This is a genomic window from Brevundimonas fontaquae (genome assembly GCF_017086445.1).
Lineage (GTDB): Bacteria > Pseudomonadota > Alphaproteobacteria > Caulobacterales > Caulobacteraceae > Brevundimonas > Brevundimonas fontaquae.
Genome location: NZ_CP070968.1, coordinates 920,098 through 936,225, shown reverse-complemented (window position 1 = coordinate 936,225; position 16,128 = coordinate 920,098). Strand labels below are relative to the sequence as shown.

Below are 16,128 nucleotides of genomic sequence, written 5' to 3'. Positions count from 1 at the left end.
AGCCATTCATGGCGACTGTAAAAGTCACCGACGAAAGCTTTGACGCCGACGTCCTGAAATCCTCGACCCCTGTCCTGGTCGACTTCTGGGCCGAATGGTGCGGCCCCTGCAAACAGATCGGCCCGGCTCTGGAACAGATCGCCGACGAACTGGGCGGTCAGGTCACCGTGGCCAAGATCAACATCGACGACAGCCCCATGACCCCGTCCAAGCTGGGTGTGAAGGGCATTCCGACCCTTATGCTGTTCAAGGACGGCCAGATGGCTTCGATGAAGGTCGGCGCCATGCCCAAGGGCAAGATCGTCGAATGGCTGGCCGAGGCCGGCGTCAAGGCCTGAGCCTTTTCGGCCCTGTCAGATCAAGCGCCCGCCGGTCCGACCGGCGGGCGTTTTTCATGCTAGGATGGCGCCATGAGCGACGAAGACACCCCGAACCCGGCTGACGACATCCCCGGCGAGACCCCGGTCCAGAAGGCCCTGCGCCTGAAGAACGCCAGGCTGGATGCGCGCGCCAAGCCGCCGCGCGGCGGTCGCTTCCAGCGCGAACAGGCCGCCCGCATCGCCGCCGGCAAGTCCAAGCCCTGGATGACGCGCTAGACCGGCCAGGTCTCCTCGCTGGCGCCCAGGACCTCGCCGGCCAGATACAGCGATCCGCAGATGGCGACCCGGCCCGCGCCCAGGCGCAGCGCCAAATCCAGCGCCTCAGAAACCGATCCCGCCGGGGTCGCCGCCAGCCCGTGCCCGCGCGCCACGGCCGCGAGGGCCGTTGGCTCGGCCGCCGCCCCGTCGAAGCCGACGGTGAAGACGGTGGCCTGGCTGTCCTTCAGCGCGGCGAAGAAACCGCCCGCATCCTTGTTGTTCAACATGCCGCAGATCAGGGCCAGGGGACGCGGCGCCCGCGCCTGACGCTCGGCCAGAAACGCCGCCAGCGCCCGCGCCGCATGGGGATTGTGCCCCCCGTCCAGCCACAGCTCCGCCTCCGCCGCCTTGGCCGCAGCGCCGTATGGCCCCGCCGAAATCCGTTGCAGACGCGCGGGCCAGCGCACTCGCTTCAACCCCTCGGCGATCGCGGCCTCGGGCAGGTCCAGTTCGACCGCCGCCGCCACGGCCAGGGCCGCATTGTCGATCTGGTGCGCGCCTGCCAGCGCCGGCGCCGGCAGGTCCATGAACAGTTCGGCCGTCTGGAACGCCAGGCCGCCCCGCTCGGCCCAGGCGTCGAAGTCGACCCCCAGCACGTTCAGCCGCGCATGGACGTCGGCGGCGCGACGTTCGATGGCCGCCATCGCCTCTTCCTTCTGGCGCGCGATCACGGCCGGCGCTCCGGCCTTCAGCACGCCCGCCTTTTCCGAGGCGATGGCGGCCAGATCCGTGCCCAGGAACTCCGCATGGTCGTAATCGACCGGCGCGATGACGCTGAGCAGCGGCCGCTCGATCACATTGGTCGCGTCCAGCACCCCGCCCAGACCCACCTCGATGATGGCCAGGTCGGCGGGCGTCTCGGACATGGCCAGGAAGGCGGCGGCGGTGGTGCTTTCGAATACCGTGGCCTTGCTGTTCGTCTCGGCCATGGCCGCCTCGATCCGGTCCAGGATCGCGTTCAGATGATCGTCCTCGATCAGCGTTCCAGCCAGTCGGATCCGCTCGTTGAACCGCACCAGATGGGGCGAGGTGTAGGCGTGCACCTTCAGCCCCGCCGCCTCGGCGATGGCGCGGATCAGGGCGACGGTCGACCCCTTGCCGTTGGTGCCCGCCACATGGATCACCGGCGGAAGCTTGTGCTGCGGATCGCCCAAGGCCGCGCACAGCACGCGCATTCTTTCCAGCGAAAGGTCGATCCGCTGGGGGTGGCGCGCGCGTAATCGTTCGGAGACGGGATCCATCCGCCTCCTTTACCCCCTGATTTCGAGAACCGCGACATGACTTCCAGGCCGCAGATCAGAACGGCGGCGCGCCTCGTCCTTGCGGCCGTCTTCTTGGGCGCAGGGCTGCTGCATCTGATGATCCCCGGCCCCTTCTTGCGGATCACGCCGGCGTGGGTTCCGCAGCCGGCGCTGGTCGTGGGCCTGACGGGGATCGCCGAACTGCTGGGCGCGGCGGGTCTGATGATCTCGCGCCTGCGGGTCGCGACGGGCTGGGCGCTGGCCGCCTACGCCATCTGCGTCTATCCGGCCAACATCCAGCATGCCGTGAACTTTATGACGTCAGGCGCAGGTCTGGGCTGGGCCTATCACGGCCCGCGCCTGCTGTTTCAGCCGGTCATCGTGTGGTGGTGCCTGTGGGCCTCGACCGCGATCGACTGGCCCTTCAGGCGGTCTCAGGCGGCGGCGCGGGTTCCGCCCATCAGCATGGACAGTATCTGACCCAGGGTGCGCGGCAGGTCGGCGCGGGTCACGACCCGGTCCACCATGCCCTTTTCCTGCAGATATTCAGCGCGCTGGAAGCCGGGCGGCAGCTTTTCGCGGATGGTCGCCTCGATCACGCGCGGCCCGGCGAAACCGATCAGGGCGCCCGGCTCGGCCAGATGCACATCGCCCAGCATGGCGTAGGAGGCCGTCACCCCGCCCGTCGTCGGATCCGTCAGGACCACGGCGTAAGGCAGTCTGGCGTCCTTCAGCTCTTCGATGGCCAGGGTGGTGCGCGCCATCTGCATCAGCGACAGGGCGCCCTCCTGCATCCGCGCGCCGCCGGCGGCGGTGAAACAGACCAGCGGAACCTTGCGGCTCACCGCCTCGCGCGCCGCCTTGATGAAGGCCTCGCCCGCCGCCATGCCCAGCGACCCGCCCATGAAGGTGAAGTCCTGAACGATCACGACCGCGTTTTGACCGCCGACCGAACCATAGCCGATGGCCATGGTGTCCTTGCGGCCCGCGGCCTTGCGCGCGGCGTTCAGGCGATCCTTGTAGGATTTGCCGTCCGAGAATTTCAGCGGATCTTCCGGCACGTCCGGCGTATCGATGGACTGGAAGACGCCGCCGTCGAAGGTGGCCTTCAGGCGCGTCGGCGCATCGATGCGCATATGCCGGCCCGACGGCGTCACCCAGAGGGCGGCCTCCAGGTCCGAGCGATACAGCATCTCGCCGCTGTCGGGATCCTTGACCCAGAGATTGTCCGGGGTGTCGCGGCGCGACACGATCTTGCGGACGCCGGGCGCAAAGCGGCTCAGCCAGCCGCCGCGCTTTTCCTGAGGCTTGGTCTTGTCGTTCATCCGCGCGCTCTTAGACGGTTTCCGCCACGGAAGCACTAGCGGCGACGGATCGAACCGCATCGCCCAGCGCCTTCACCCGGGCCAGAACGCGCGCCGCGACGGGTTCGTTCGCCTCCAGCGCCGCCGCCACCTCGTCCACCAGGGCCGAGCCCACGACCACCGCATCGGCGACACGCGCGATCTCGGCGGCCCGTTCCGGCGTCTTGACCCCGAAGCCGACCGCGACTGGCAGGCCCGAGGCCTTGCGCACCCGCTCTACGGCCGGCGCCACCACATCCGCGTTCGCTTCCTTGACGCCCGTCACGCCCGCGACGGCGACATAATAGACGAAGCCCGACGTGCCTTGGACAACGATCTTCAGCCGGTCGTCATCCGAGGTCGGCGTCGCCAGGCGGATCAGCGAGATCGAAACCTTGTCCAGCGCCTCGATCAGCGGCCCGGCCTCTTCCGGCGGACAGTCCACCACGATCAGTCCGTCGATGCCGCAGTCGGCGGCATAGGCGGCGAAGGCGTCATAGCCCAGGCTCTCGATCGGGTTCAAATACCCCATCAGCACGATGGGCGTGGCGTCGTCGCCCTTACGGAATTCCTTGGCCAGATCCATGGTCGAGCGCAGGCCGAAGCCCGCCGCCATGCCCCGGATCGCCGCCCGCTGGATCGGCGGCCCCTCGGCCATCGGATCGCTGAACGGAAAGCCCAGTTCGATGATGTCCGCGCCCGCAGCCGGCAGGCCGTTCAGGATCGCCAGCGCCTCTTCGCGCGACGGATCGCCGCCCATGACGTAAGGAATGAAGGCCGCACGGCCCTCGGCCTTCAGCGCCTTGAAACGCGCGTCGATACGGGCGGTGGTCATTGGTCGTTGCCCTCGGTCGCAGATTCTTCGCAGGTATCTTTAGCCAAGGCGATCACCATGACAGCCGTCTTTGCGGGATCCGGTTCGCCTTCGACAGCAAAGATCGAAACCAGCCCGCTCTCACAGGACTCAGGATGGTTCGGATCGGCACCCTTGAGCCGCAGAAAACCAAAGCTAACCTCGGGCGCGGGGCCGACCATAAAGCCTTGCTGCTGCAACGCAGATGTAAATTGCTCCCGCACTGCTCTCGCTTTTTCTCGTGGATACGTCAGGCAAAAATAGCGGTCGCCGCCTTCCTCCGAAGGAGGGCACTCGGTCCCGACAACGGCGTCCTCAATCTCTGGCAGGACAAAATCATCGCGCCAATCCGCCTTTGACGCGAACAAGGCAGCAGCGGCGAGAGACGCCAGGATCATTGCTGCGGCGTTCCGGCGGCGGCCGGCGGTGTCGCGGCTGCGGCAGCCGCGCACACGTCGCCCGGAATGGTGGCGAAGCCCAGATAGCCGGGCAGTTCGGCGACGGCGGTCTTGGTGGTGTCGTAGAAGGCGACCATCTGCATGCCGTCGCAGCCGCCCGCTTCACGGCGCTTGATGAAGACCACGCGGTTGTCGTCGCCGCCGGCGGCCAGCCAGTTCTTGGTTTCCAGATCGGCGATATAGGCGTCGGCCAGAGCGCCGATCTGGCCCAGCTGCGCGGTCACGCAATAGGCCCGCCCCGTCAGATTGTTCAGCCCACCGCAATCGGGCGACAGCTCCGCGCCGGGCAGCAGGCCGACGTCGGCCGGACCGCCCTGCGGTGCAGCGGGGGCCGGCGTCTGGGCCTGCACGGCCGCAGCGGACAAACTCATCACGGCGGTCGCCGCCAACAGACTACGGATCACAGCTTCACTCCCAGATGTTTGGCGACCTGGAAGATGTCCTTGTCGCCGCGCCCCGACATCAGCAGGACGACGTCGCCGCCCTTGCCGACTTCGCGCGCCACTTCGCCCGTCCGCGCCAGGGCGTGGGCGGGCTCCAGCGCCGGAATGATGCCTTCCAGCTTCGAGCACAGCTGGAAGGCTTCCAGCGCCTCATTGTCCGTCGCCGAGCGGTATTCGGCCCGGCCGATGTCGTGCAGCCAGGCGTGTTCCGGGCCGATACCCGGATAATCCAGACCCGCCGAGATCGAGTGCCCCTCGACGATGTTGCCGTCTTCGTCCTGCAGCAGGTACGTCCGGTTGCCGTGCAGCACGCCCGACCGCCCGCCCTTCAGCGAGGCTGCGTGATCCGGCGTATCCAGCCCATGGCCGGCCGCCTCGACGCCGATCAGCCGCACGCCCTCGTCCTCGATGAAGGGGTGGAAGGCGCCGATGGCGTTGGAGCCGCCGCCGATGCAGGCGACTACCGCTTCGGGCAGCTTGCCCATCCGGGCCATCGACTGGCTCTTGATCTCCTTGCCGATCACCGACTGGAAATCGCGCACCATGGCCGGATAAGGGTGCGGACCCGCCGCCGTGCCGATGATGTAATAGGTGTCCGAGACGTTGGTCACCCAGTCGCGCATCGCCTCGTTCATCGCGTCCTTAAGGGTCGCGGCGCCCGCCGTGACCGAGAAGACTTCCGAGCCCAACAGACGCATGCGGAACACGTTCGGCTGCTGCCGCTCCACATCCACCGCGCCCATATAGACCGTGCAGGGCAGGCCGAACCGCGCCGACACGGTCGCCGAGGCGACGCCGTGCTGACCCGCGCCGGTCTCGGCGATGATGCGCGTCTTGCCCATGCGGCGGGCCAGCAGGATCTGGCCCATGCAGTTGTTGATCTTGTGTGCGCCCGTGTGGTTCAGGTCTTCGCGCTTCAGCCAGATGTTGGCGCCGCCGAAATGTTCGGTCAGGCGCTCGGCGAAATACAGCGGGCTCTCGCGACCGACGTAATGCTCCAGGTAGCTGTCCAGCTCAGCCTGGAAGCTCGGGTCCGCCTTGGCCGCCTTGTAGGCCGCATCCAGCTCATGGATCAGCGGCATCAGGGTCTCGGCCACGAACTGACCGCCATAAGGACCGAAGCGACCCTGCGCGTCCGGCCAGGCGTAGGCGTTCGACAGCGGCTTTGTGGAATCGGCGGCTTGGATGGGGGCCACGATGGGGGTCTGGGCGTTCACGGGTTCGACTTTCACGCGGGGAGGCGTCGCAATTACGACCGGCGCGCGTTTTGGATGAAGGCGGCGATCCGGCCTGCGTCCTTAACACCCGGTGTGCTTTCCACGCCAGAGGACACATCCACCATGGGTGTGCCCGTAATCCTCAGCGCCTCGGCCACATTGTCCGGGTTCAGCCCCCCTGCCAAGAACCACGGATGGCGAAAGGCGCGGCCGGCCAGCAGGGTCCAGTCGAAGCTGTGTCCCACCCCGCCGGGCAGAGCCGATCCCTCCGGCGGCTTGGCGTCGAACATCAGATGATCGGCCTCATCACTCCAGGCGTCGGCGGCGGCGAAGTCGTCCGCCTGCCGGATCGGCAGGGCCTTGATCACACCCGCCCCCGTCAGCGCCCGCACGCGCTCAGCCCGTCCCGGCGTCTCAGACCCATGCAACTGGATGAAGTCGGGCCTCAGCGTCCGGGCGATCTGTTGCAGCAGGGCGTCGTCGGGATCGACCGTCACCGCCACGATCTTTGCCCGCCCCCGCGCCCGCTCGAACAGGGCGGCGGCGGCTTCGGGCTCCAGATGGCGCGGGCTTTTGGGAAACACCACCGCCCCCACGAAGTCCGCCCCGCCCTCCAGAGCGACGTCCAGCGTGTCCGGCGTGGTCAGGCCGCAGATCTTGATCTTGGTCGTCATGGCACGATCTCCGACAAGCCGATGTCGCGCGCGACCGCGGCCATATCTCCATCAAGCGTCGCGAGAATACAGCCATGCCGCATGGCAAGGGCTAGATGGACACTGTCGGGCGCGCGCAACCGAACGTCGTTTCTCACCAATCGACGCGCAGCGACGATATCGGCGTTAAGAACGTCCAGAACGACGCGTGTCGATAACCAATGGTCGAGATCGAGTTCAAGCCTGCGTCGATCGCGATCGATCAGTCGTTTCATCCGCGACTGCACGGATAAGGCCGATGTGAACTCGGTCGCGGTCCAAGCGCTCAAGACAAGTGCATCAACACTTCCTGCCCAATCCAGGACACGGACGGTGTGATTATCTTCGTGCAACAGCGACACCAGCACGCTGGTGTCCAGATAGACCGTCAAATCTCTTCGTCCCGCATCATCCGCACGAGTGTGACGGAATCCATCGGTACGGTCGGCTTCACGCGAACGCGTTTGAACCATTCGACGTCAATGGGTCCCGATGTTGGAACGACCTCCTGCGCAGGCTCCAGCCGCGCGATCGGCACGCCGCGCCGCGTGATGGTCACGGCCTCGCCAGCCAGCATGCGATCCAGCAGCTTTGGTAGGTTATTCTTGGCTTCGGCGACGGAGTAGCTGGACATGGCCATCAAGATAGCCATCTGATCACTCTGTGTCCAATCAGGCGAAAATCGACGCGACCTCGTCCGCCGTCGCGAGGCGCCACTGACCGGGCGCCATATCGGCGGGCAGGACCAGCCGGCCCAGCCGTTCGCGATGAAGGGTTTCGACGTGGTTGCCGGCGGCGGCGAACATCCGGCGCACCTGGTGATAGCGGCCTTCCGTCACCGTCAGCAGGGCCTCGGTCGGCGACACCACCTCCAGCACCGCCGGCGCCAACGGCTTGTCCTCGCCCTCCAGGATCAGCTCGCCCGAGGCGAACAGCGCGCCTTCCGTGCCCTTCAGAGGCCGCGCCAGACCCGCCCGGTAAACCTTGGCCACATGGCGTTTGGGACTGATCACCCGGTGCAGGAGGTCGCCGTCGTCGGTCAGCAGAAGCAGGCCCGTCGTCTGCTTGTCCAGCCGTCCAATGGTCGAGATGGCGGGATCGCGCGCCCGCCACCTTCCCGGCAGGATGTCATAGACCAGCGCCCCCTCTTCCTTGTGTGAGCAGGTCATGCCCAGCGGCTTGTTCAGCAGGATCACCAGCCCCTGCACCGGATCCAGCGGCTCGCCGTCGATCTCCATCCGGCTCGGCAGATTGGGCGTCACCGCAATGCGTTTGGACACGTCCGTCACGTCCGCCCCGTCCAACACGATGCCGCCCGCCTTGGCCATCCGCGCCATCTCGGCGCGTGATCCATAGCCCATCGAGCCCAGCAGGCGATCGACCCTCGACGTCGGGGTTTTCTTCATGCGCTACCGCCCTTCGGACTGCTTGAGCGCGGTCACTTCACCGCCTCGAACAGCTTGTAGCCGCCCGCCTCGGCGACCAACCGCACCCGCTTGAACGCCGCGTTCAACTCGGCCTCATAGGGAAGGTGCCGGTTGGCCACGACCCAGGCGACGCCGCCCTTCTTCAACAGCTCGGCCGCCTTGCGGATGAACGCCTGACCCAGCCGCCGGTCTTCGGCCCCGCCGTCGTGGAAGGGCGGATTGCTGACTACGAAATCCTTGTCGCCCTTGGCCTCCAGGGTGCGAGCATCCGACCACCAAACCTTGGCGCGGTCGTCCTCGATATTGCGTCGTGCGGCCTGGATGGCGCGGCGGTCCAGATCGACCATCTTCAGCTTGGTCACGGCGGGCGAGCGCAGCACCACGATCGACAGCGAGCCATAGCCGCAGCCCAGGTCGACCCCCTCGCCCTTCATCGCCGGCAGATGTTCGGCCAGCAGCGCCGAGCCCGGATCGATCCGGTCCCAAGCGAATATGCCGGGCTGTGACCAGGCTTCCAGCCCCGGCACGATCTGCGGCCCGCCCGCGGCGATGCCCTCGTCCAGCCCCTCGACCGTGTCGGGTCGAATGACGATGCAGCGACGATGGTGCGCCTTGGCGGTCTCGGCGACCTCGAGCCCAAACCCTTTGAGCTCCTTGCCCAAGCGCGATCCGCCCTTGTCCTTGGGCGCCATGACATCCAGCCGTCCCCCGACCTTCAGCGCCCTCAGCGCCAGGGCCAGCACATAGCGCCGCTCCAGCACGCCGGGCGGGGCGTAGATCATGACGCTGTCGGCCGAGCCCGGGTCCTGCGCCTCCAGCGCGGCCGAGTCGGGGATCAGGGGCGAGGTCTGGATTGCGTCGCCGGGCGGATCGAAAACGACCGGCGGGCGGCCGTACAGAAGCGTGGTCATGGTCTCAGAACCCCGCCTGCAACAGCGCCAGACCCACGACCCCGACCACGATCCGCCACCAGGCGAAGACGCCGAAGCCGCGCCTGGACACGAAATCCAGCAGGAACCGCACCACCGCCAGGGCCGAGATGAAGGCCACGACGAAACCCACGACGATCAGGCCGACGTCGCTGAAATCCAGCGTCTTGTGGTTCTTCAGCAGGTCATAGGCCACCGCCGCCCCCATGGTGGGCAGGGCCAGAAAGAAGCTGAACTCGGCCGCCGACCGCTTGTCGGTCTTCAGCAGCAGTCCGCCGGCGATGGTGGCGCCGGACCGCGACACGCCGGGGATCATGGCCAGGCACTGGAACAGGCCGATCAGGAAATAGATCCGCATCGGGTAGGCCTCGGCGTCCAGCCAACGGGGCTTCTTGTCCATCCGGTCCAGCAGCAGCAGGATCACCCCGCCGACGATCAGGGCGATGCACACCACCTGCGGCGTCTCGAACAGCACCGTCTTGATGAAGTCATAGGCCAGGAAACCGATCACGACGGCCGGCGCGAAGGCGACCAGCAGGCCAATCAGGAACCGCCGCGCCTCGGCGTCGAAGGGCCAGCGCGTCGCCAGGGTCCACAGCTTTTTGAAATAGACGCTGACGATGGCCAGCAATGCGCCCAGCTGGATCACGATCTCGAACGTCTTGCCCGCGCTCTGAAAGCCCATGAAATGGCCCAGCAGCAGCATATGGCCGGTGGACGAGACCGGAATGAACTCGGTCAGCCCCTCGACCAGACCCAGAATGATGGCGGCAAGCCAGTCCGACATGAGACCCTCGAAAACCAATGCGCCCGGAACGCGCCGCGCCCGGATGCCTTCCCCCTAGAGCATGATCGTTTCTGACGGAACGACCCGTTTGGGCCAGCGGTTGGCTTTCAGCCACGATTGCGCGAGAAGAAGCCGACAATGACGACGCCCGCCCCCGCCCCCGCCTCGCTCGACGACGCCCATCTGGCCACGCGCCGCATCACCCGCCTGTCGGTCGGGGTCGCGGTGGTGCTGATCGCGATGAAGGCCTTTGCGCTGGGCGCCTCAGGATCGGTCTCCATCCTGGCGACCCTGGCGGATTCGGTTCTGGATCTGGCGGCGTCCCTGACCACCTTCTTCGCCGTGCGCTGGGCCGCCGCGCCGGCTGACGAGGACCATCGCTATGGCCATGGCAAGGGCGAGGCCCTGTCCGCATTGGTCCAGGCCGGGCTGGTTTTCGCCTCGGCCATCTTCATCGCCTGGGAGGGGGTGCAGCGCATCTTCGACCCCCGTCCCGTGACCTCCGGCGTCTGGGCCACGGGCGTCATGGTCGCGGCCATCGCCATCACCGCCTGGCTGGTGTGGATGCAGACCCAGACGCTGAAGAAGACCGGCTCCGTCGCCGTCGCCGGCGACCGCGCCCATTACGCCGCCGACCTGGCCGCCAACGTCGTTGTGCTGATCGGGGTGATTTCGGGCGCCTTCCTCGGCGCGCCGGGACTGGATGCGGCCGCGGGCATCGTCGTCGCCGTCTGGCTGTTCTGGGGCGCGACCGGCATGTTGAAGGCCGCCGCCGATCACCTGCTGGACCGCGCCGTGCCCGAGGCCGACCGCGCCGCCATCACCAAGGCCGTCCTGGCCGACCCCCAGGTCTTCGGCGTGCACCAGCTGCGCACCCGCATGTCCGGTCAGGTGATGATGGTCCAGATGCATGTCGACCTGGACGCGCACCAGACCCTTGACGCCGCACACGCCATCGTCGTCGCCGCCGAGAACCGGGTGCTGGCCCAGTATCCCGCCGCCGACATCCTGATCCACGCCGACCCGCGCGGCCACGCCCGTCCGCAGCCCGCGATCCCCGCCGCTGCACCCGCCGAGCCGCAAGCCGCCCCCGCCCCGACCGGCCCCGCCCCGACCGGCCCCGCGCCCAAGGGGCCGTGGTCCTGATGCGGTAAACGCCGATTTAACGGGTCGGGGCGCATCACCCTTAGATGGCCGACCCTTGCGTTCTTTTCCACTTCGCCTTCCAGCCCGCCTCGCGCGCCGCGCGACTGGCGCTGGGAGAGGCGCGGATCGAATGGACCGACACGCCGGTTCGTCCATGGGAGGACGATTGCCCGGTCAATGACTTCAATCCGTCCGGCCTGCCGCCGGTGATCCAGACGATGGATCGCGGCCGTCCGCTGGTGCTGTGCGAACTGCCCGCCATCCTGGGCTGGATCGAGGATCAGCAGAAGGGGCCGCTGCTGCTGCCCGCCGACCTCGCCGAACGGGCCGAGACGCGCCGACTGACCGGCTGGTTCGAGCGCCGCTTCATGGACGAGGTCGACGCCGTCCTGCTGCACGAGCGGATGGAAAAACCGCTGCTCAAGCTGGGTCCGCCCGAAGCCCGCGCCCTGCGCGACGGGCGCGACGCCCTGAAATCCCATCTCGCCATGCTGGAGGACCTGGTCGCCGCCCGCGACTGGCTGGCCGGCCGCCGCCTGTCGCAGGCTGACCTGATCGCCGCCGCCCACCTGTCGGTGCTGGACTATTTCGGCGAGATCCAGTGGAAGACCTGGCCCGGTCTGAAGACCTGGTACTCCAAGCTGAAATCCCGCCCCTGCTTCCGCCCCCTGCTCGCCGACCGCTTCGTCGGCGTGCCGCCCTCGGCCTGGTACGCGGATCTGGATTTCTAAGGGATCTCCAACCCCACTGGAGTGGCAAGCTGGATAGCCAATCAGAGCCCCAATGACTAACCTTATGCCTGTGAATACGCAGCGCTCCAAAATGCGACTCTGGCTAACCGTCTTCGCCGTGGCTGCGTTCGCAACGCCTGCCTTATCTCAGGCCGTGCCTGACACGAAAGCTAGATCTCGACTGAGCCAGACCAACTGGACAGCCGAGCACCTCCGCACTGCCTCCACCACCGAATTGGTGCGAAATCTTCTGCCCGAATATTCAGGAAAGGTCGTCGGCCATGACTGGGAACAGTTCAGCCCGAGCGGGCCAAAATACCTATTTTTGTATGAACGCTCCAGCGCCGCTTCCGAATGGGTCTGTATGCAACCCGTTCATAAGCTGACCTTCTGGCCGGCATGGGATATCGATCCGAAAGATGATGATCCGACGGGCTTCGTTTTGACGACTCGCGACGAAGACGCCATTTTTCAGATCGCGGAGGCTGGCTCATGCCACCACCACGGCAATAACGTGACAGGCTTTCGGTCTGATCGTTTTGATTTCAGGGAAGCCGTCAGCGCTTTCATGGCCGCACGGAATAATGAAGCGGTCTCGGTCGATTGCGGTGATCTCGCCGCCGACTGCGCTGCCTTATTCAAATCATTGGACGTCCTATCCCTTCGACTTCTCTCCAAATGCGGGGAACTGGGATGCATGGCAAGCTTCAGCTTTCCCCCTTCGAATTTCGACCGGGGATCGAGGCCCTATGGATGGGACGTGAAACTCTATTCGGAACGCCGGATCGTGATCCGGCCAGGACGGCAACCCGCCGTTTCCTGATTAAGCGGCGGCGACGTGTACCGATTCAGGTACAGCGAATACTCGTCGATCAGTGCCTGATGCGTCGCCCTAACGGAAGCGTCAAAGACAACATCGACGCATGCCGATCCGCCAAGGGCCAGATCTGGTCCGCCTGCCCTGCATCCCAACTGCACACCATGCTATCCCCCGCCCCGTGTCCGACCGCCTGAAAACCTTTATCCGCCGGCGCGCGGCCGAGCTGGGCTTCGATGTCTGCCGGTTCGCCTCGGCGGCTGACGCCTGGCCGGCGGGCGAGCGGCTGCGGCGTTTCGTGGACGAGGGCCGGCATGGCGACATGGAATGGATGGAAACGACGCTGGATCGCCGCCAGCACCCCACCGCCATGTGGGACGAGGCCAGGACCGCCATCGTCCTGGGCATGAACTACGGCCCCGACCAGAACCCGCTCGATCAGCTGGCCGACCGCTCGGCCGGCTACATCTCGGTCTATGCGCGCGGCGACGACTATCATGAGGTCATCAAGGGCCGGCTGAAACAGCTGGCGGGCCAGATCGCGGCCCGCAACGGCGCCGACATCAAGGTCTTCGTCGACACCGCCCCCCTGATGGAAAAGCCCCTGGCCCAGCGCGCCGGCCTGGGCTGGCAGGGCAAGCACACCAATCTGCTCAGCCGCACCCATGGCAACTGGCTGTTCCTGGGGACCATCCTGACCGCCGCCGAGATCGAGCCCGACGCGGCCGAGACCGAACACTGCGGCCGCTGCACCGCCTGTCTCGACGCCTGCCCGACCAAGGCCTTCCCCGCCCCGTTCCAGCTCGACGCTCGGCGCTGCCTGTCCTACCTGACCATCGAGTTCGCCGGTCCCTGGCCGGTCGAGTTCCGCACCCTGACCGGATCGCGCATCTATGGCTGCGACGACTGTCTGGCGGTCTGTCCGTGGAACAAGTTCGCGCAGGAAGCCCGCGAGATCAGGCTTTTGCCGCGTGAGGCTTTTGAAAGCCCGCGCCTGCACGACCTGCTGGCGCTCGACGACGCCGCCTTCCGCGCCCTGTTCACCAAGAGCCCGGTCAAGCGGATCGGCCGCGATCGCTTCCTCAGGAACGTCCTCTACGCCGTCGGCAACTCGGCCGACGCGACCCTGATCGCCCCGACGAAGGCCCTGCTGGCCGACCCCTCGCCCCTGGTGCGCGGCGCCGCCGTCTGGGCGCTGTCGCGGCTGACGCCGCCCGACGCGTTCGCGGCCCTGGCCGATGGCGCGAGTGAGACCGACGCTCAGGTCCTGGCCGAATGGCTGCGGTCCGAAACGGCTCAACCCGCGTAATCGCCGCGACGAACGACAGCGATTTCAAAGACCTAGAGACAACCAGCGACCGCTACCCTGCCATCCTCGCGCACTGGGCTATACTACCCGTCTCGTCTTTGACAACCACCGGAGAACTGCAAACCGCTCGCAAAAATCTGCACGAAACTGCACTCAAAAAATTCGCAGTGCACTTTTAGTCTCCTCCCCATGGAATGGGGAGGGGGACCCCGAAGGGGTGGAGGGGATCTTGACGTCCCACAGGCGCCTGCGATGCATCCCAGAACCCCTCCGTCACGTCGCCAAGCGGCGCCGCGCCACCTCCCCAGGACGTGGGGAGGAGACAGTGGTCCTCACCCCATCGCCGTGCCGACGCCCGATCCGCCGCCGGGCACCTTGGCCACGTCGAGCAGTTTCAGGCGGAAGATCAGCACCGAGTTCGCCGGGATCTTGGGGCTACTCCGCTCGCCATAGCCCAGCTCGGGCGGCACATAGAGCAGCCATTCGTCGCCGACGCGCATCTTCTGCAGCGCCTCGGTCCAGCCCTTGACCACTTCCTCGGGCGTGAAAACCGCCGGCGCGCCGCGTGCGAAGGAGCTGTCGAACACGCTGTTGTCGACCAGCTTGCCCTCGTAATCGACCTTGACCAGGTCGTTGCGGTCCGGGCTGACGCCGTCGGCCGGTCCCGCCTGCACCACCTTGTATTGCAGGCCGCTGGGCAGGGTTTGGACGCCCTCTTCCTTGGCGTTCTTGGCCATGAAGGCGGCCGCCTCGGCCTTGCCCGCGTTCGGATCGATCGGCTCGGCCTGGCCGCAGCCCGACAGCAAGAAGGCCGCGACGATCGCCGCCTTACCCCATCCGAAGTTCATAGCCGCGTTCCTTCAAGGCCTCGCCGATCTCGTCAGCGTGGGCGCTATCGCGCGTTTCGACCATGATGTCGAACTCGGCGCCCTTGGCCGGCACATCCAGCGCCAGACGGTTGTGGACCACGTCGATGATGTTGCCGCCCAGGCCGCCGATCACCGCCGCCATGGCCGACAACATGCCCGGCCGGTCGTCGCCCAGGATGCGATAGACGATCAGTCTCCGCTCACGGACCATCTCGCGGTTCAAGACGACCGCCAGCATGCGCGCATCGATGTTTCCGCCGCAAAGCTCCAGCCCGACCTTCATCCCCTTGAACCGGTCGGGATAGGCCAGAAGCGCCGCCAGACCGCCGGCGCCGGCGCCCTCGGACACCGTCTTCTCATAGGTGACATAGGTGGCGACGGCCCGTTCGAAGTCGGCTTCCTCGCAGACGAAGACTTCGTCCACCAGCGGGTCGGCCAGAGCGAAGGGAATGTCGCCCACGGCCTTGATCGCGATGCCCTCGGCGATGGTCTGGCCGGTGCAGACCGGCGGCTTACCCGCCCGTTTGGCGGTGAAGGACGGATAGCGGGCGGCCTCCACGCCGAAGACCTTGATGTCCGGCTTCATCGCCTTGGCCGCGATGGCGCAGCCCGCAATCAGCCCGCCGCCGCCGATGGGGATGATCAGGGCTTCGACCTCGGGCGCATCCTCCAGAAGCTCTATCGCGCAGACGCCCTGGCCCGCCACGATGCCTTCGTCGTCAAAGGCCGAGACGAAGACGTAGCCCTTTTCGGCCTCCAGCCGCTTGGCCGCTTCGGTCGAACCGGTGAAGTCCAGCCCCTCGATCACCACGGTCGCCCCGTGCGAGCGGGTGCCGTTGATCTTGGCGAAGGGCGTGCCCTCGGGCATCACGATGGTCACCGGCACGCCCAACCGTCCGCCGTGATAGGCCAGGGCCTGGGCGTGGTTGCCGGCGCTGGCGGCCACCACGCCGCGCTTCCTCTCCTCGGGACTCAGCATCAGCAGCCGGTTCAGGGCGCCGCGTTCCTTGAAGCTGCCGGTGAATTGCAGATTGTCGAACTTGACCCAGACCTCGGCCCCCGTCAGTTGCGACAGCTTTCTGGAATAACGGGTCGGAGTGCGGTCGACCGCGCCGGCGATCCGGGTGCGCGCGGCTTGGATATCGGCGAAGGTGACGGTCATGCGAGGCGTTTCCGAGCTGTCGCGCCTCGACGACTGGGCGCGTTGTCGGGCCTGTTTCGCGCGTTG

General features: G+C 66.7%; 21 protein-coding genes. 7 read left to right on the top strand and 14 right to left on the bottom strand.

The window, feature by feature from the left end; translation table 11 throughout:
* Window positions 1-8: 8 nt before the first annotated feature.
* Complete coding sequence (trxA, locus tag JX001_RS04535; RefSeq protein ID WP_017506226.1) at window positions 9-338, top strand: thioredoxin; 330 nt, start codon at window positions 9-11, stop codon at window positions 336-338.
* 72 nt (window positions 339-410) lie between these two features.
* Window positions 411-596: a hypothetical protein gene (locus tag JX001_RS04530; protein ID WP_066552684.1), complete on the top strand. Its 186-nt coding sequence runs from the start codon at window positions 411-413 to the stop codon at window positions 594-596.
* On the opposite strand, the gene JX001_RS04525 is transcribed toward JX001_RS04530, so the two are convergent.
* A complete protein-coding gene (locus JX001_RS04525) occupies window positions 593-1,879 on the bottom strand; it encodes a bifunctional folylpolyglutamate synthase/dihydrofolate synthase (RefSeq protein WP_205682471.1) in 1,287 nt (428 codons plus the stop codon). The two genes, JX001_RS04530 and JX001_RS04525, sit on opposite strands and share 4 nt — an antisense overlap.
* A gap of 36 nt (window positions 1,880-1,915) precedes the next feature.
* Here JX001_RS04525 and JX001_RS04520 point away from each other — a divergent pair, with 36 nt between their 5' ends.
* The gene (locus JX001_RS04520; RefSeq protein ID WP_205682470.1) at window positions 1,916-2,359 is read left to right on the top strand and encodes a DoxX family protein; all 444 of its coding nucleotides are present in this window, start codon (window positions 1,916-1,918) and stop codon (window positions 2,357-2,359) included.
* Here JX001_RS04520 and accD read toward each other — a convergent pair.
* The 11 genes from accD to JX001_RS04465 form a co-directional block, all read right to left on the bottom strand.
* Window positions 2,314-3,204 carry an acetyl-CoA carboxylase, carboxyltransferase subunit beta gene (gene accD, locus JX001_RS04515; protein ID WP_205682469.1) on the bottom strand — a complete coding sequence of 297 codons (891 nt, stop codon included), beginning with the start codon at window positions 3,202-3,204 and terminating at the stop codon, window positions 2,314-2,316. The genes JX001_RS04520 and accD overlap by 46 nt on opposite strands.
* 10 nt (window positions 3,205-3,214) lie before the next feature.
* Window positions 3,215-4,057: a tryptophan synthase subunit alpha gene (gene trpA, locus JX001_RS04510; RefSeq protein ID WP_205682468.1), complete on the bottom strand. Its 843-nt coding sequence runs from the start codon at window positions 4,055-4,057 to the stop codon at window positions 3,215-3,217.
* The gene (locus JX001_RS04505) at window positions 4,054-4,473 is read right to left on the bottom strand and encodes a hypothetical protein (protein ID WP_205682467.1); all 420 of its coding nucleotides are present in this window, start codon (window positions 4,471-4,473) and stop codon (window positions 4,054-4,056) included. The genes trpA and JX001_RS04505 overlap by 4 nt, the downstream gene beginning before the upstream one ends.
* Window positions 4,470-4,937: a hypothetical protein gene (locus JX001_RS04500; RefSeq protein WP_205682466.1), complete on the bottom strand. Its 468-nt coding sequence runs from the start codon at window positions 4,935-4,937 to the stop codon at window positions 4,470-4,472. The genes JX001_RS04505 and JX001_RS04500 overlap by 4 nt, the downstream gene beginning before the upstream one ends.
* Window positions 4,934-6,136 carry a tryptophan synthase subunit beta gene (gene trpB / locus JX001_RS04495; protein WP_434082637.1) on the bottom strand — a complete coding sequence of 401 codons (1,203 nt, stop codon included), beginning with the start codon at window positions 6,134-6,136 and terminating at the stop codon, window positions 4,934-4,936. Before trpB ends, JX001_RS04500 begins: the two co-directional genes overlap by 4 nt.
* An 89-nt stretch (window positions 6,137-6,225) precedes the next feature.
* A complete protein-coding gene (locus JX001_RS04490; protein ID WP_205682465.1) occupies window positions 6,226-6,867 on the bottom strand; it encodes a phosphoribosylanthranilate isomerase in 642 nt (213 codons plus the stop codon).
* Window positions 6,864-7,277 (bottom strand): type II toxin-antitoxin system VapC family toxin, encoded by a 414-nt coding sequence (locus JX001_RS04485; protein WP_205682464.1) that lies wholly within the window; start codon window positions 7,275-7,277, stop codon window positions 6,864-6,866. Before JX001_RS04485 ends, JX001_RS04490 begins: the two co-directional genes overlap by 4 nt.
* Entirely contained in the window at window positions 7,274-7,537 is a 264-nt protein-coding gene (locus tag JX001_RS04480; protein ID WP_112863437.1) for a type II toxin-antitoxin system Phd/YefM family antitoxin, read from the bottom strand. Before JX001_RS04480 ends, JX001_RS04485 begins: the two co-directional genes overlap by 4 nt.
* A gap of 19 nt (window positions 7,538-7,556) precedes the next feature.
* On the bottom strand, window positions 7,557-8,291 hold the full coding sequence (locus JX001_RS04475; RefSeq protein WP_205682463.1) for a pseudouridine synthase: 735 nt from the start codon (window positions 8,289-8,291) through the stop codon (window positions 7,557-7,559).
* A 32-nt stretch (window positions 8,292-8,323) separates the two neighbouring features.
* Window positions 8,324-9,223 carry a class I SAM-dependent methyltransferase gene (locus JX001_RS04470; protein ID WP_205682462.1) on the bottom strand — a complete coding sequence of 300 codons (900 nt, stop codon included), beginning with the start codon at window positions 9,221-9,223 and terminating at the stop codon, window positions 8,324-8,326.
* 4 nt (window positions 9,224-9,227) lie between these two features.
* Entirely contained in the window at window positions 9,228-10,028 is an 801-nt protein-coding gene (locus JX001_RS04465) for an undecaprenyl-diphosphate phosphatase (protein WP_205682461.1), read from the bottom strand.
* A 138-nt stretch (window positions 10,029-10,166) separates the two neighbouring features.
* Here JX001_RS04465 and JX001_RS04460 point away from each other — a divergent pair, with 138 nt between their 5' ends.
* The 4 genes from JX001_RS04460 (at window position 10,167) to queG (ending at window position 14,031) form a co-directional block, all read left to right on the top strand.
* Window positions 10,167-11,174, top strand: a complete 1,008-nt coding sequence (locus JX001_RS04460; protein ID WP_205682460.1) for a cation diffusion facilitator family transporter — start codon at window positions 10,167-10,169, stop codon at window positions 11,172-11,174.
* Between the two features lie 44 nt (window positions 11,175-11,218).
* Window positions 11,219-11,905 carry an FtsZ-binding protein FzlA gene (fzlA, locus tag JX001_RS04455; RefSeq protein ID WP_205682459.1) on the top strand — a complete coding sequence of 229 codons (687 nt, stop codon included), beginning with the start codon at window positions 11,219-11,221 and terminating at the stop codon, window positions 11,903-11,905.
* A gap of 52 nt (window positions 11,906-11,957) precedes the next feature.
* Window positions 11,958-12,728: a hypothetical protein gene (locus JX001_RS04450; RefSeq protein ID WP_205682458.1), complete on the top strand. Its 771-nt coding sequence runs from the start codon at window positions 11,958-11,960 to the stop codon at window positions 12,726-12,728.
* A 175-nt stretch (window positions 12,729-12,903) separates the two neighbouring features.
* Complete coding sequence (queG, locus tag JX001_RS04445; protein WP_205682457.1) at window positions 12,904-14,031, top strand: tRNA epoxyqueuosine(34) reductase QueG; 1,128 nt, start codon at window positions 12,904-12,906, stop codon at window positions 14,029-14,031.
* A gap of 332 nt (window positions 14,032-14,363) precedes the next feature.
* Here queG and bamJ read toward each other — a convergent pair whose 3' ends face one another.
* Together bamJ and JX001_RS04435 are read right to left on the bottom strand one after the other, a co-directional pair.
* Complete coding sequence (gene bamJ / locus JX001_RS04440; RefSeq protein ID WP_205682456.1) at window positions 14,364-14,879, bottom strand: BamJ family beta-barrel-assembly machinery protein; 516 nt, start codon at window positions 14,877-14,879, stop codon at window positions 14,364-14,366.
* Window positions 14,860-16,062: a threonine ammonia-lyase gene (locus tag JX001_RS04435; RefSeq protein ID WP_205682455.1), complete on the bottom strand. Its 1,203-nt coding sequence runs from the start codon at window positions 16,060-16,062 to the stop codon at window positions 14,860-14,862. The genes bamJ and JX001_RS04435 overlap by 20 nt, the downstream gene beginning before the upstream one ends.
* Window positions 16,063-16,128: the final 66 nt, after the last annotated feature.